At 61.1% G+C, this 14,531-nt stretch carries 12 protein-coding genes; 10 read left to right on the top strand and 2 right to left on the bottom strand.

Going from position 1 to position 14,531, the window contains the following annotated elements:
* The first annotated feature begins 110 nt into the window (after positions 1-110).
* The 9 genes from prpE (at position 111) to THS5294_RS12260 (ending at position 10,709) form a co-directional block, all read left to right on the top strand.
* Positions 111-2,003, top strand: a complete 1,893-nt coding sequence (gene prpE / locus THS5294_RS12300) for a propionate-CoA ligase PrpE (protein WP_038003714.1) — start codon at positions 111-113, stop codon at positions 2,001-2,003.
* A gap of 210 nt (positions 2,004-2,213) precedes the next feature.
* Positions 2,214-3,749 carry a response regulator gene (locus tag THS5294_RS12295; RefSeq protein ID WP_058123997.1) on the top strand — a complete coding sequence of 512 codons (1,536 nt, stop codon included), beginning with the start codon at positions 2,214-2,216 and terminating at the stop codon, positions 3,747-3,749.
* A gap of 2 nt (positions 3,750-3,751) precedes the next feature.
* Positions 3,752-5,155, top strand: coding sequence for a sigma-54-dependent transcriptional regulator (locus tag THS5294_RS12290; RefSeq protein ID WP_058123996.1), 1,404 nt, complete (start codon positions 3,752-3,754; stop codon positions 5,153-5,155).
* Positions 5,156-5,223: 68 nt separating this feature from the next.
* Positions 5,224-5,640: a cytidine deaminase gene (locus THS5294_RS12285; RefSeq protein WP_058123995.1), complete on the top strand. Its 417-nt coding sequence runs from the start codon at positions 5,224-5,226 to the stop codon at positions 5,638-5,640.
* Between the two features lie 4 nt (positions 5,641-5,644).
* Positions 5,645-6,955 carry a thymidine phosphorylase gene (locus tag THS5294_RS12280; protein WP_058123994.1) on the top strand — a complete coding sequence of 437 codons (1,311 nt, stop codon included), beginning with the start codon at positions 5,645-5,647 and terminating at the stop codon, positions 6,953-6,955.
* Complete coding sequence (locus tag THS5294_RS12275) at positions 6,952-8,151, top strand: phosphopentomutase (protein ID WP_058123993.1); 1,200 nt, start codon at positions 6,952-6,954, stop codon at positions 8,149-8,151. Before THS5294_RS12280 ends, THS5294_RS12275 begins: the two co-directional genes overlap by 4 nt.
* Positions 8,148-9,131 (top strand): adenosine deaminase, encoded by a 984-nt coding sequence (locus THS5294_RS12270; RefSeq protein WP_058123992.1) that lies wholly within the window; start codon positions 8,148-8,150, stop codon positions 9,129-9,131. Before THS5294_RS12275 ends, THS5294_RS12270 begins: the two co-directional genes overlap by 4 nt.
* A complete protein-coding gene (gene upp / locus THS5294_RS12265; protein WP_058123991.1) occupies positions 9,128-9,760 on the top strand; it encodes a uracil phosphoribosyltransferase in 633 nt (210 codons plus the stop codon). Before THS5294_RS12270 ends, upp begins: the two co-directional genes overlap by 4 nt.
* Before the next feature lie 88 nt (positions 9,761-9,848).
* Positions 9,849-10,709 (top strand): hypothetical protein, encoded by an 861-nt coding sequence (locus THS5294_RS12260; protein WP_058123990.1) that lies wholly within the window; start codon positions 9,849-9,851, stop codon positions 10,707-10,709.
* Between the two features lie 3 nt (positions 10,710-10,712).
* On the opposite strand, the gene THS5294_RS12255 is transcribed toward THS5294_RS12260, so the two are convergent.
* Entirely contained in the window at positions 10,713-11,726 is a 1,014-nt protein-coding gene (locus THS5294_RS12255; protein ID WP_058123989.1) for a hypothetical protein, read from the bottom strand.
* Positions 11,727-11,859: 133 nt separating this feature from the next.
* Positions 11,860-13,485 (bottom strand): AMP-binding protein, encoded by a 1,626-nt coding sequence (locus THS5294_RS12250; RefSeq protein ID WP_058123988.1) that lies wholly within the window; start codon positions 13,483-13,485, stop codon positions 11,860-11,862.
* Between the two features lie 73 nt (positions 13,486-13,558).
* Between THS5294_RS12250 and THS5294_RS12245 the strand changes: the two genes are divergently transcribed.
* Complete coding sequence (locus THS5294_RS12245) at positions 13,559-14,503, top strand: DMT family transporter (RefSeq protein WP_058123987.1); 945 nt, start codon at positions 13,559-13,561, stop codon at positions 14,501-14,503.
* Positions 14,504-14,531: the final 28 nt, after the last annotated feature.

Genomic DNA, 14,531 nt, shown 5'->3' with positions numbered 1-14,531 from the left:
GCGCCGCGCTTTGAGGTGAGCCGTTAGCGCAATCCGCCGCAGGCGGGTTGGCTTGCGCCCCCTCCCTTCTCACCCGTAGAAACGCTGCGACGGGAAGAGGAGAGACGTCTATGTCATACGCATCTGTTTATGAGGCTTGGAAATCCGATCCAGAGGGTTGGTGGATGGAGCAGTCCAAGGCCATTGACTGGGATCGCGCGCCGACCAAGGCTCTCGATGAGAGTGCGGCCCCACTGTACGAATGGTTCCCGGATGCGATGGTGAACACCTGCTGGAACGCCGTGGACCGCCACGTTGAGGCGGGCCGGGGTGAGCAGACGGCCATCATTTATGACAGCCCCGTCACCAGTACCAAGCGTGAGATTTCATATGTTGAGCTGCGCAACCGCGTGGCCACATTAGCCGGTGCGTTGCGCGCCAAGGGCGTTGAAAAGGGTGATCGCGTCATCATCTATATGCCGATGATCCCCGAAGCCCTTGAGGCGATGCTGGCCTGTGCACGGATCGGTGCGGTACATTCGGTCGTGTTTGGCGGGTTTGCCGCCAACGAGCTGGCTGTGCGGATTGACGACGCGACGCCCAAGGCGATCATCGCGGCCTCCTGCGGGATCGAGCCGGGGCGGGTGGTTCACTACAAACCCCTGCTGGACGGTGCGATTGAGCTGGCCACGCACAAGCCCGAGTTCTGCGTTGTTTTCCAGCGTGAACAAGAGGTTGCTGAGCTGATCCCTGGGCGTGACTACAACTGGCATGGGTTCCAATATGGTGTTGAGCCTGCCGACTGTTTGCCTGTTGAGGGCACGCACCCGGCCTATATCCTGTATACCTCGGGCACGACGGGCCAGCCAAAGGGCGTTGTGCGCCCCACCGCCGGGCATCTGGTCGCGCTGAATTGGACGATGAAGAACATCTACGACGTCGATCCGGGCGATGTGTTTTGGGCCGCGTCGGACGTGGGCTGGGTCGTGGGACACAGCTACATCTGCTACGCGCCGCTGATCCACGGCAACACGACCATCGTGTTCGAGGGCAAGCCCGTCGGCACCCCCGACGCGGGCACTTTCTGGCGCGTGATGTCAGAGCACAAAGTGAAAAGCTTTTTCACCGCGCCGACCGCTTTGCGTGCAGTCAAACGCGAAGACCCGACCGGCGAGTTCGTCAAGAAATACGATCTGAGCGGGTTGAAAAACGTCTATCTGGCGGGTGAGCGCGCGGACCCCGACACGATTGAATGGGCGCAAGCACAGCTTGGCGTGCCGGTGATCGACCACTGGTGGCAAACCGAAACGGGCTACGCAATTGCCGCAAACCCAGTTGGTTTGGAGCCATTGCCGATCAAGCTGGGCTCTCCCGCGGTGCCGATGCCGGGCTATGACGTGCAGGTGTTGGATGATGCGGGCCATGCAGTTGCCCCCAATACGTTGGGCGCGATTGCGATCAAACTGCCGCTGCCCCCGGGCACGTTGCCGGGCCTTTGGAATGCTGAGGCGCGTTACCGCAAAAGCTATCTGGATACCTTCCCCGGCTACTACGAAACCGGCGATGCGGGCATGATTGATGAGGATGGCTATCTCTACATCATGGCGCGCACCGATGACGTGATCAACGTGGCCGGTCACCGCCTGTCCACCGGCGCGATGGAAGAGGTTCTGGCGGGGCACGCGGATGTTGCGGAATGTGCCGTTATTGGGGTCAGCGACACGTTGAAAGGCCAGCTGCCCATGGGGTTCTTGTGCCTCAACAATGGGGCGAGCAAAGCGCCCGAGGATGTCGTAAAGGAATGCGTCGCGCGCGTGCGTGAAAAAATCGGCCCCGTTGCCGCGTTTAAACTTGCGGTTGTAGTGGACCGGTTGCCCAAGACCCGCTCTGGCAAAATTTTGCGCGGCACGATGGTCAGCATCGCAGACGGCAAAGACTACAAGATGCCAGCCACGATTGATGATCCCGCCATCTTGGGTGAGATCACTGAGGCGTTGAAAACGCTGGGCTATCCGGCGGCCTAAGGGTGCGTCATCACATCGGGCCCGCATGTGCCGGGCCCGATGTGTGCGAAAAAACCTCGAAATTATTGTGATCGTGACGCACCGGAAATAGCCTCAAAAAGGCGAAATTTCTTGATTTTTTCTATCATTGAGATAGACAGATAATATCGCGCTCAACCAGAGGTTTAAAAGCTCTCCCCTACTGCCGTGAAACGGCAAAAGGAATATCCCGTGTCCTACCCGCCTGAAACAGGCTCAGAAATTTCCGATACCGATGGCTCTGACGCGTTGGAGCGTGAAATAGAACTGCTCAGTCACGATATTCGGTCTGCTGTATCTGATGTTATCGGGGGTCTGCGACTGATTGAGACACAGGATCTGGATGCGGCGCTTCGTTCACAAATTGGTGGCATACATGCCTCGTCAGAGGTGTTGGCGCGGCTGATCGAGGACGCTTTGATGTTTGTGTCAGGGGGCAAACATCATCACCTTCTGGCCTCTAACCTGCATTTGCGGCGATTCCTGCGCGATATGGAAAAACGTTGGACGATGCGCGGCAACCTCCAGGGTGTGACGTTCACGCTGGATGTGGCACCCGATGTGCCCGACGTGGTCCAGTTGGACCGCCTCGCGCTGGAACGGGTTTTGGCCAATCTGATCGGCAATGCGGTGAAACACGCTGGCGAAAGCAATGTCCGGCTGAGCGTGACGCTGGCTGAGGCTGAGGTGCTGCGATTTTCTGTCACCGATGAGGGGCCGGGCTTTTCAGACGCCGCTTTGACGCGGCTGTTCTCGCTCAATGCGCGCTCTTCTGAGGATGAGGCGACAGGCGGCGGTTTGGGGCTGCATATCTCCAAGCAAAACGCCGACACGCTGGGTGCAAAGCTGTCCATCACAAACCTTGCCAGCGGCGGCGCCGAAGCCATCTTGGAGGTGCCATATCAAGCATGGCACGCCGCAAGCGATACAGGGGGCGGTGCGCCGGACCTAAGCGCATACCGCATCTTGGTGGCTGAGGATAACGATACGAGCCAGCTGTTGGTGAGCCAGATGTTGGCGACGATGGGGGCGGAGTGTGAACTGGCCTCCGACGGGGTTGAGGCGCTTAACTGGATGAGCCGGGAGCGGTTTGACCTTGCGCTGATTGATATCGAAATGCCGCGGCTTGGCGGTCTCGATGTGCTGCGCGCGGCGCGCAATCGGCAGCGTTCGGGGATTTATCCCAGCATGCCGCTGATTGCGATGACGACCTATGTTTTGCGTAGCAACCGTGATGCGATTTACGCCGCTGGGGCGGATGGCTTGTTGGCCAAGCCGTTGGTTTCTATCGAAAGCTTTGGTCATGCGTTGCTGCATTATATCGCCGCGCACGCCAGCGCGCCGGTTATTGCCGCCAAAGGGGCAGAGGCCCGGCAGGAAGCGCTGCCCTATGACCGCGAAACCTTGCGCAACCTGTTGCGGATCGCGGGCCAGGAAGGCGCGCCAGAGTTGATGGACCGCCTACAGTCCGATCTGGCCATGGTGTCGCGTGGCATGCGTGCGGCGCAGGCGTCCGGCGATTTGGCGGAAACCCGAAATCATACGCATATCTTGATCTCGCTCAGCTCTGCTGTCGGCGCGGGCAAGGTTCATAAAGCCGCGCAAGCGCTCAACACCGCCGCGCGGCAAGGCAATGCAGATGTCGTCGCGCGTGACACACCAGATTTGCTGGACGCATTGGATAGGTTGCGTGCTGCATTGGCTGTCGTTCCGCCACAAGGGGATTAACCATGACACAAACGATCCTTCTTGTTGAGGACAACCCGACCCAAGCCGCATATTACACCCAGATCCTCAGCGATGACGGGTTTGAAGTGACCCACGCGGGCACTGCCGCCGAGGCGTTGGATTTGTATTCCCGGGCCGCCCCTGCGGCGGTTGTGCTGGATTTGTTGTTGCCGGACCGTGACGGGCTGGAGTTGATTCAGGATTGTCAGGCCTTAGCACCGCAGATCCCGTTTGTGGTTTTGACGGCGCAAAGCACGATCCAAACCGCGGTGGACGCCATGCGACACGGCGCGTCCGAGTTTTTACCCAAACCGGTTTCAGACACGCATTTGCGGCGTGCAGTACACAACGCGATCCTTCTTGGCGGGCGTCCTGCGCTCAAGGTTGTGGCGGCTGGTGCTGCGGCTGCGAAACCGACCCCACCGCAAAGCGATCCGATGCGTGCGGCCCCTTTGCCGGGGTTCACGGGGTTTGCCCCGGTGATGCACGAACTGTACCGCCAGGTTCGCGCGGTTAGCAGGTCGGGTGTGCCGATCTTTTTGCGCGGTCCCACCGGGTCGGGCCGATTGGCCAGTGCCAAGGCAATCCATGTGTTGGCCCATGATGCGCCGGAGGCGGCACCCTTTATCAAGCTGATTGCCTCTGTGATGTGCCCAGATGCTCAACTAGCGGCCCTGACAGGGACCGAAGACACCCCGGATGTGATCACTGCAGCAATGGGCGGCACCGCCTACATCGCGGAACCCTGCACCCTGAGCGACCAAGCGCAAGCCGCCTTGATGGAGCGTTTGCACCGATTGGACGCCACCCCCGGCAGGTCGGCAAAGGTGCAGCTAATCACCGCCACCACCCGGGACCCCTTTGCCGAAGTTCGCGAAGGACACCTGCGCGAAGACCTGTTCCACCGCCTCTATGTGGCGCCCGTGCGGGTGCCTGCATTGTCTGAGCGCGGTGAGGACGTTGTCGCGATTGCCAACGCCACGCTGCGGCGGTTCGAAACACGCAGCGAGGGCGGTTTCGTCGGGTTGGAGCCTGATGTGGCCGACTTTTTCCGCACCTATGAATGGCCCGGCAATGTGCGCCAGTTGATCAACCTGATCAAAAGCACGGTTCTGCTGCACGAAGGTCCGTTGATCACGATGGATATGCTGCCGATGGAGATGACGACCCGGCAGCACGCCAACCAATCCTCTACCCCGTTTGACAGCCTTCTGGGCCGCTCACTTGCGGACGTAGAAGAGGTGATCATTGAGGAAACCATTCGCCAACAGCAAGGCTCGGTGCCTCGTGCGGCGCGGGTGTTGGATGTGTCGCCCTCAACGCTGTACCGCAAGCGCGAGGCGTGGGCCAAGCGCGGGGCGCGGCCGTCAGAGGCGACGCGGCGTGCGGGTTCTGGTGGGGCCTAACGCGGCTTGGCTCTTGCACTCCTGAGGCTGTGGCGCGACACTGGTCGTAACCCCGCACAGGAGACCCCATGACAGACCTGACTTCCCCCCCGACGGACCTTCGTGCGGCTGCTCTTGCGGTACGTGAAAACGCCCATGCGCCTTATTCCAACTTCAAGGTCGGCGCGGCTTTGCGGACCGTCGATGGGGCGGTCTTTGTTGGCTGCAACGTCGAAAATGTCGCCTATCCCGAGGGCACGTGTGCCGAGGCCGGAGCCTTGGCTGCGATGGTCGCAAGCGGCGCGCGCGGCGTGGCCGAGGTGTACGTCGTGGCCGATAGTCCGGACCCCGTTCCGCCCTGCGGGGGCTGTCGTCAAAAGCTGGCGGAATTCGCGGCCTCTGACGTGATGGTCACACTGGCCACAGTCGCCGGTGAAACCCACACAACGCGGGTGGGTGATCTGTTGCCCGGAGCCTTTGATGCGGGCCATATGGCGCGGGTCTAGGCCCATGGACGCCGCACATATTTTGCAGAAATTACGAGGCGGTGCGCCGCTCTATGAGGCTGAGATCTATTGGTTTGCCAATGGTTTGGCTGAGGGCACCGTGACCGATGCGCAGGCTGGGGCCTTTGCGATGGGCGTGTGTACGCGTGGCCTTGGGGCCGAGGGGCGTGTCCATCTGACCGCGGCCATGGTCCAAAGCGGTGAGACGTTGCGCTGGGACCTGCCGGGCCCTGTGTTGGACAAACATTCCACGGGCGGCGTGGGTGATCCGGTTAGCCTTGCGCTCGCGCCTGCGCTTGCGGCCTGCGGGGCCTATGTCCCGATGGTGTCGGGGCGGGGGCTTGGGCACACCGGCGGCACCCTTGATAAGCTTGAGGCCATACCGGGCCTGACCACGCAGCTTTCGGTCGAGCGGTTGCAGGCCCAAGTCGAGGAAATCGGCTGTGCGATCGTCGCGGCCAACGCGCGCTTGGCCCCGGCCGATGCGCGGCTATACGCGGTGCGTGACGTGACCGGGACGGTCGATAGCCTCGACCTGATCTGCGCTTCGATCCTGTCTAAGAAACTGGCCGAGGGTGTTGAGGCGCTTGTTCTGGACGTAAAAACCGGCTCAGGCGCGATCCTGCCCGATGCGGATGCCGCGCGACGGCTCGCGCATGCGTTGGTGGAAACGGCACAAGGTGCGGGCTGCATGACGACGGCCTTGATGACCGACATGAGCCAACCTGCGGTCCCGGCGGCGGGTAATGCGCTGGAGGTGATCGAGGTGATGAAACTGCTGACCGGAGGGGCGGGAGCATCCCCGCGTTTGCGCACATTGGTTGAGGTTTTGGGAGGTGAGGCGCTGGCGCTTGGAGGTATGGCCGCCGACGCCCAAGACGGCGCGCAGCGGATCGGCCGTGTGCTGGACAACGGCGATGCGGCAGAGCGATTTGGCCAGATGGTCGCGGCACAAGGGGGCCCTGCGGATTTCCCGGAGCATTGGCGTGACCGCCTGCCTGCGGCCCCTGTGGTGGTTGAACTCAGGGCCGAGGCACCCGGTGTCGTTGCGGGGATTGATACGCGCGTTTTGGGCGATGTGGTGTTGGATTTGGGCGGGGGGCGCCGGGTCGAAACGGACATGGTGAACCCTGCGGTGGGCCTATCAGATCTGGTGTCGATCGGAGATGCGATTTCGTCGGATCAGCCGCTGGTCCGCATCCATGCCGACGACGCTGATGATGCAGAGGCCGCTGCCGCCAAAGTCTATGGCGCGCTTAGTTTTAGCGACAGGGCGGTTACGCCACCGACCCTCATCGGGGAGCGGATCGGATGAGTGTTCAGGCCCGGGCCTTTTTGGTGGTGCTCGACTCTGTCGGGTGCGGCGGCGCGCCTGATGCGGCTGAATTCGGGGATGAGGGGGCCAATACGCTCGCGCACATCGCTCAAGCGTGTGCGGCGGGCCGTGCTGAGGAGGGCCGCAGCGGTCCGCTGAGCCTGCCGCACTTGGATGCATTGGGTTTGGGAGCCGCCATCCAATTGGCCTCTGGTGCCGAGACGCCGGGATTAGACGCAAAGCCCACGGGCCTGTGGGGGGCGGCGACCGAAGTGTCGCGCGGCAAGGACACGCCTTCCGGCCATTGGGAGCTTGCGGGACTTCCGGTCCCTTGGGACTGGCATTACTTTCCGGATACCAATCCGTGCTTTGAAGCGGATCTGGTGGCAAAGGTGTGCGCGCTAGCGGGCACGGACGGTATTTTGGGCAATCGGCATGCCTCTGGCACCTTGATCATCGAACAAGAGGCCGAGGCGCATGCCCGCACTGGCTGGCCGATTTGCTATAGTTCTGTGGACAGTGTTTTTCAGATCGCGGCCCACGAAGAGATATTCGGCCTTGATCGATTGTATAACCTTTGTAGTGAGTTAGCGCCATATCTTCATGCGATGCGCGTAGGTCGTGTGATCGCACGTCCCTATGTGGGAGACGCCAAGCAGGGCTATACCCGCACCCAAAACCGCAAGGATTTCGCAATAGAAGCGCCCGCGCCGATGCTGTGTGATTGGGTGTCCGAGGCGGGGCGCGACGTGATTGGGATTGGTAAAATTTCAGACATTTTCTCGGGGCGTGGGATCAGCAAAAGCCATAAGGGGGCGGATGCGGATTTGATGGAACACTTGGTCGAGGCGAGCAAAACTGCGCCTGATGGCAGCCTGACCTTCGCCAACTTTGTGGAGTTTGACAGCCTTTATGGGCACCGCCGCGATGTGTCGGGATATGCCCGCGCATTGGAGTGGTTCGACAGCCAACTGCCACGCGTTTTGCAAAACATGCGGGCCGATGATCTGCTGATCATCACCGCCGATCACGGCAATGACCCCACGTGGCGCGGCAATGATCATACGCGCGAACGGGTGCCTGTTGTGGGGCTTGGTGGGGGTGCGATTGGACTGCGTGCATTTGCGGATGTTGCAGCCAGTATTGCGGGCCATTTGCAGGTAAAGGCCGATGGGCCGGGGCGGAGTTTTTTGTGAGAGATTTGAAAAAGATAGAGCTGCATCTTCACCTTGAAGGCGCGGCGCCGGCCGCGTTTATCCGTGGGCTGGCGTCAGAGCAAAAAGTTTCGCTCGACGGGGTGTTTGATGAGGCGGGCCACTATGCCTATGACGACTTTCCCGGGTTCTTGCGGACCTATGAGGCGGCGACATCGGTCTTACGCTCACCTGAGCATTACGCGCGCCTCACGCGTGAGGTGCTAGAGCAAAGCGCGGCGCATGGTGTGATCTATACCGAGGCCTTTATCAGCCCCGATTTTTGCGGTGGTGGCGATGTATCCGCGTGGCGCGATTACCTTGCTGCGATGCAGGAGACTGCGTTGGAAGCTCGCACCGAGTTCGGGATCGAAATGCGCGGTATCGTTACGTGCATCCGCCATTTCGGGCCTGATCGCGCCAAGGCCGTGGCCCGCTGCGCCGCTGAGACTGCGGGCAGTTTCATCACCGGCTTTGGGATGGGCGGCGATGAAAGCATCGGCACCGCACGGGACTACGCATGGGCGTTCGATTGCGCGCGGGAAGCACAGTTGGAACTGACCAGCCATGCAGGGGAATGGAGCGCGCCGGACACTATTCGGGCGGCGTGGCAGGACCTTGGCTTGGCGCGTATCGGACACGGCGTGCGTGCCGTCGAAGACCCGTGTCTGTGCGAGGATCTGGCGGAGGCCGGTGTCGTGTTGGAAGTCTGCCCGGGGTCAAATGTCGCCTTGGGAATTTACCGTAACGTCGATGCGCATCCCATTGAAAAATTAAGAGAACGGGGCGTAAAAGTCACGGTGTCTACCGATGATCCGCCGTTCTTTCACACCACGATGACGGCCGAGTACGAAGCCCTAGACCGCACCTTTGGTTGGGGCGTTGAAGGATTGATGGCACAGGCGCGTGTCGCTGCCGAAGCCGCATTTTGCGACCCCGAGACCAAGGCCCGTTTGCTCACCGCACTGGAGGACACCCCATGACCGCACCGCTCACTGTTGTTGATCACCCCTTGGTGCAACATAAGCTTACGCTGATGCGTGCGCAGGACACGCCCACGGCGGTTTTTCGCCAACTCTTGCGAGAGATCAGCCAACTGCTCGCCTACGAAATTACGCGTGATTTGCCGACCGAGCTTCGGACCATTGCGACGCCGATGCAGGACATGGATGCGCCGGTTTTGGCGGGCAAAAAGCTTGCGTTGGTGTCGATCCTGCGGGCCGGGAACGGGCTGTTGGATGGGGTGTTGGAACTGATCCCCTCGGCGCGCGTTGGCTTTGTCGGTCTCTACCGGGATGAAGAAACGCTTGAGCCGGTGCAGTATTATTTCAAGGTGCCTCAATCGCTTGAGGACCGTGTGGTCATTGCCGTCGATCCTATGCTGGCGACGGGAAACAGCTCAGTCGCGGCGATTGATTTGCTTAAGAAAGCGGGCGCGCGGGACGTTCGATTCTTGTGTTTATTGGCGGCGCCCGAGGGTGTGGCGCGCATGCAAGAGGCGCATCCGGATGTGCCGATCACCACTGCATCTGTGGACGAAAAACTTAACGAACATGGATATATTGTTCCGGGCCTAGGGGATGCGGGTGACCGCATGTTTGGCACCAAATAAGCCAAATAGCTTTACTTGCAGGGCTCTCCTGCTGCATCATCGTGGTTAATTAAAGCTATGCCAATTAACCACAAAAAGGGCCCGCCCGATGCGTGCATTCCCTCTCTTGTTGGCCTGTTCGGTCGTCGTCTCTGGTGCGGTTGCCGCAAGTGCGCAAAGCGATGTGGTTGTGGCCGTGACCACTCCGGCCGAGGTGCCCCCGAGTGCTTTTAACGGCCGCCAATATGTGGACAGCGCGGGATGCGTGTTCGTGCGTGCGGGGCAGGGCGATGTGGTCGCTTGGATGCCCCGCTTGACGCGGTCGAACGAACCGCTGTGCGGGTATACGCCGACGAAAACCGAAGCGACACAGGGGCCAGAAACCGCGGTGGCAACGGTTGCACACACAACGACGTCTGCCAAACAGCTTGCGTCTGTGCAGGAGATCACGTTGATGTCAGCCCCTCGATCAGGCGCGCGCAGCACGTCCGCCGCGCCGATGGCTAGCGCCGCAGATGTTGTGATGCGGCCCGCGACCCGCGCGGCATGTGGGGCGACGGCGTTGCGCCTCGGGCATAGGATCGGCTGTGATACGGCCTCTGAGGTTGGTCCGAGTAACCTCGTGGCCATTCAAATCCCGCCGCAAACGCGCAATAGCACCCATGGGCTGGAAGGGTTGAACGGCAAGGATCTGCGCCGCACCGCACCGGCGCGAATTGTTGTGGCGAGCGACGCGACATACAGCTTTTCACCCAGCGCGCAGGGAACTGTGATCGTCGGATCAGCGGAGACCGCCAAGCGGTTGAGCCGCGATACCCAGCGCATCGCTGTTCCAAAGGGTTACAAAGAGGCGTGGACCGACGGGCGCTTGAACGTGTTTCGTGGAGTCGGCACCGATAACGGAACGTCGCAAATGCGGCGGACATGGACCGAGAGCGTGCCGCAACGGCTCATCGAGCAAGATGATTAAAGGTCACTGACAGATATTCGCGAGCGTTAACCAATCCGTGTCCGATAACACCTCTGGCGCAGGCTGGTTGGCAAAGGGGTCGGCTGCGACGAGGCGCGCGGCTTGGGGACCATCGCGGGGCAGGCTGCGTGCGTAGGGCGCCACCGGTAGGGACCGCGCTGAGAAAGCGTCGAGCAGGTGGCTATCGTCAACCTCCGTCGCGGGGCGCGTCAGCTTTAGGTCAACGTAGCGGCGCAGCGTTTCGGGGTTAGTTTCACCGCTGGTGAGGAGCCGAAACGTTTCACGAAAGCCCGCGAAGGTGAGATATTCGCTCAGCGTGTCATACAGATCTGCGCGCAGGGACGCGGTCAGGATATGGCCTGCAACAGCCTCCGCCGCGGAGCCGGGATCCAACAGATCCGCTGAGACAATGATGTGGCCGCCGGGCAGGTGCATCGTCGGCTTGGGCAGGTTGGGCAAGACGACGATCCGCGCGCGCGTCTGCGGCAGGACCCGGGCGTTGAGCACGCGCAGCGCTTCTAGGCCTTGGGGGTCGGAACAGGCCGGACCCGTGAGGGTCGTGATGCGCGACAACATACTCTGGCCAATTGCCACCTGCTGTGGGCCAGGCAGAACAGAAAGCGTGTGATCGCGTAGGGCCTTTGGCACCCAAAACAGCGCCAACGCCAGCAATGTGACGGTGATCGCCAAAAGGCTCAGCACACGTAGGCGACCGGGATGGGGGCGGGTGCGATCAATGGCCGTGCGAATGCGCTCAATCGCGTCGATCATCGTGGCGTCTTCGATCTCTAGCTCTTCGGGCGTGTCGCGGCCGGGCGCATAGATTGCGGGCCGTTTCCCGGGATTGCGCCTGTGTACGGCCGCTAAGGCCCAATGGGACAGCGCGGTATTGGATATGTCGGTGATGATCAGGCTGCCATCACCCACGGACACAAAGACCTCGATCCTCTGGGCGTCCTCATCGGCGCGCCACAGGCCCGTGGTTTCAATTTTTGCGATGTCCTTAAGTGCGGTCACTGCGCGGTGGCCCCTGTTCTTTCGTGATTAGAGTAGGGGTATCCGGGGGCCTCGGCAAGATCACCAGGCGCGGTTTGGGGCCGTGGCAGGGCCATGCGGCGGTCCGCCGCTGACCCTGCCACTGGGCCAAACGCTACGCCGATTGGCGCAAGCGTTGGCGCAGTTCAAACTTTTGGATTTTCCCGGTGGAGGTTTTGGGCAGTTCACCAAAGACCACGGCCTTGGGTGACTTGTAACCGGCCAGTCGTTCCCGGGCGAAGGCGATGATCTCAGCCTCGGTCGCGGTGACGCCGTCCTTGAGTTCCACAAAGGCGCAGGGCACTTCGCCCCATTTGTCATCAGGCTTGGCAACCACCGCGCAGAGCATCACCGCTGGGTGACCCATCAAGGCGCCTTCGACCTCAACCGATGAAATATTCTCACCGCCTGAGATGATGATATCCTTGGCACGATCTGCGATTTGGACGTAGCCGTCGGGATGTTGGATCGCGATGTCACCGGTGTGGAAATAGCCGCCCTTGAAGGCCTCTTGGGTGGCTTCTGGGTTCTTGAGGTAGCCTTTCATGACCGAGTTGCCGCGAATGGCAATCTCACCCTGTGCGGTTGCATCCTGGGCGATCGGCTGGCCCTCGGCGTCTAGTACCGTGATGTCCTCCATCATCGGGAAGATCACGCCCTGACGGGCTTTGATCGCAGCTTGTTCGTCAGCAGGCAGAGCGTTCCAATCGTCTTTCCACAAGCATTCGGTCACGTGGCCATAGGTTTCGGTCAGGCCGTAAACTTGGGTGATATTAAAGCCCAACTTGCCAATCGCCGAAAGGGTCGCGGGCGCAGGCGGGGCGCCAGCGGTAAAGACCTCGACCGTGTGGTCAAAGGCTTTGCGCGTGGCCTCGGGGGCATTCACGATCATGTTCAACACGATGGGTGCGCCGCCAAAGTGGGTCACGCCGCCTGCGATGGCGTCATAAATCGCCTCGGCGGTGATGTCGCGGCAGCAGTGCACGGTGCCGCCCAAAACGGGCATCATCCAGGTGTGGCACCAGCCGTTGCAGTGAAACAGCGGCACAATCGCCAAGAACCTTGGATGCAGGGTCATCCGCCACGAAATCACGGTGCCCATCGTCATCAGATAAGCGCCCCGGTGGTGATACACGACGCCCTTGGGTCGCCCCGTCGTGCCTGAGGTGTAGTTGAGCGCGATGCTCTCCCACTCATCTTTGGGCATGAGCCACGGCGCATCGGGGTCACCGGTTTGGAGGAAATCCTCATAGGTCATGTGCAGACCGCTGGCGTGAACACCAGCTACATTATCGGCAACCTCGATCAACCGTGGGGGCGTGCCTTCCATCTGTTCGCATGCGGCGGCAGCCACCGGCAGGAACTGGGGGTCGACCAGCACGATCTTGGCCTCACCGTGGTCAAAGATATAGGCGACTGTATCGACCTCTAGGCGGGTGTTGATCGTGTTTAGTACCGCGCCGCAGGCGGGCACGCCAAAATGCGCCTCGGCCTGAGCAGGCAGGTTGGGCAGAAGGGTTGCGACCACATCGCCGGGTTCAACGCCAGCGCGCGTCAGGGCCGAGGCCAAGCGGCTTACGCGCGCATGGTATTCGGCATAGGTGCGACGGATATTTCCATAAACAACCGCCTCCCGCTCAGGCCAGATTTGGGCAGCCCGGTTTAGGTGCGACAGGGGCGTCAAAGCGACGTGATTTGCATCACATTTCTCAAGGCCTGTTTCGTCTTTCATCCAGCCCATAGCGCGCCCTCCCTTGCGTCTGCTTATTCGCTCGCCATAGTGATCGTGAGACGCGCAAATGGAAAGAGCCTTCATGCAAAACAGACCCCTTGCGGCGGCAGGTGCAATCTTGACCGGTATGGCGATCATTTCCGTGATCGATCAATTCCTTCGCGTGATCGCGGCGGACAGCAGCCTTTGGACATTTCACCTGATCCGATCAGTGATGATGTGGGGCTTGGCGCTGGCCTATGTGGTCTGGCGGGGCACGCCATTGCGGGTCGTTTCTTGGCGGGGAATGGTGTTTCGGTCGGTGTTTTTATCCTCCGCAATGATGATTTACTTTGGGGCCTTGGCGTTCATGCCCGTCGCGCAGGCGGCGGCGGGGCTGTTCACGTCGCCCATTTGGGTTCTGATTTTCTCCGTGGTGTTTTTCGGACTGCGTATCGGGGTCTGGCGGGTGCTGGCCGTTGGGTTGGGGTTTGTGGGTATTTTGGCCGTGTTGTCGCCCGATCCCGCGACCGTGGGGCCGCTGACTTTCGTGCCGGTTCTGGCGGGTGCCTTCTATGCGATTGCGATGATTTCGACGCGGGAATGGTGCCCCGAGGAGGGCAGCCTTGAGATGACGCTCGCGGGGTTTACCGCGATGTGGCTGTGGGGCTTGGTCGGCGTGATCGTCGTGGGTCTTGTGGGGCCAGAGGCCCCTGCGGGCGCGGACGGGTTCGTGATGCGCGGCTGGGTTTGGCCCACGGTTGAGGTGTGGTTCTGGCTCTGGGTGCAGGCGGCGGGATCGCTGGTCGCGGTGATGTTCCTGACGCGGGCCTATCAGTTGGCCGAAGCGTCCTACGTGGGCGTGTTTGAATACGCGCTGTTGGGGTTTTCGGCCCTGTTCGGCTGGCTCGTCTGGGGTGAGGTGTTGGGCTGGGTCGGGCTGATCGGGATTGCGATGATCGCGGCCGGGGGCGTGATTATCGCGCTGCGCAGCCGAACCGCGCCTGAAGCCGAGGCTAACGCACAGGCCGTGTCCCCAAATAGCTGAGTGTTGCGGAGCGCGCCGTTACGCGCCC

This window comes from Thalassobacter stenotrophicus, assembly GCF_001458315.1.
Classification (GTDB): domain Bacteria; phylum Pseudomonadota; class Alphaproteobacteria; order Rhodobacterales; family Rhodobacteraceae; genus Thalassobacter; species Thalassobacter stenotrophicus.
This window is presented reverse-complemented; position numbering and strand designations above follow the sequence as displayed.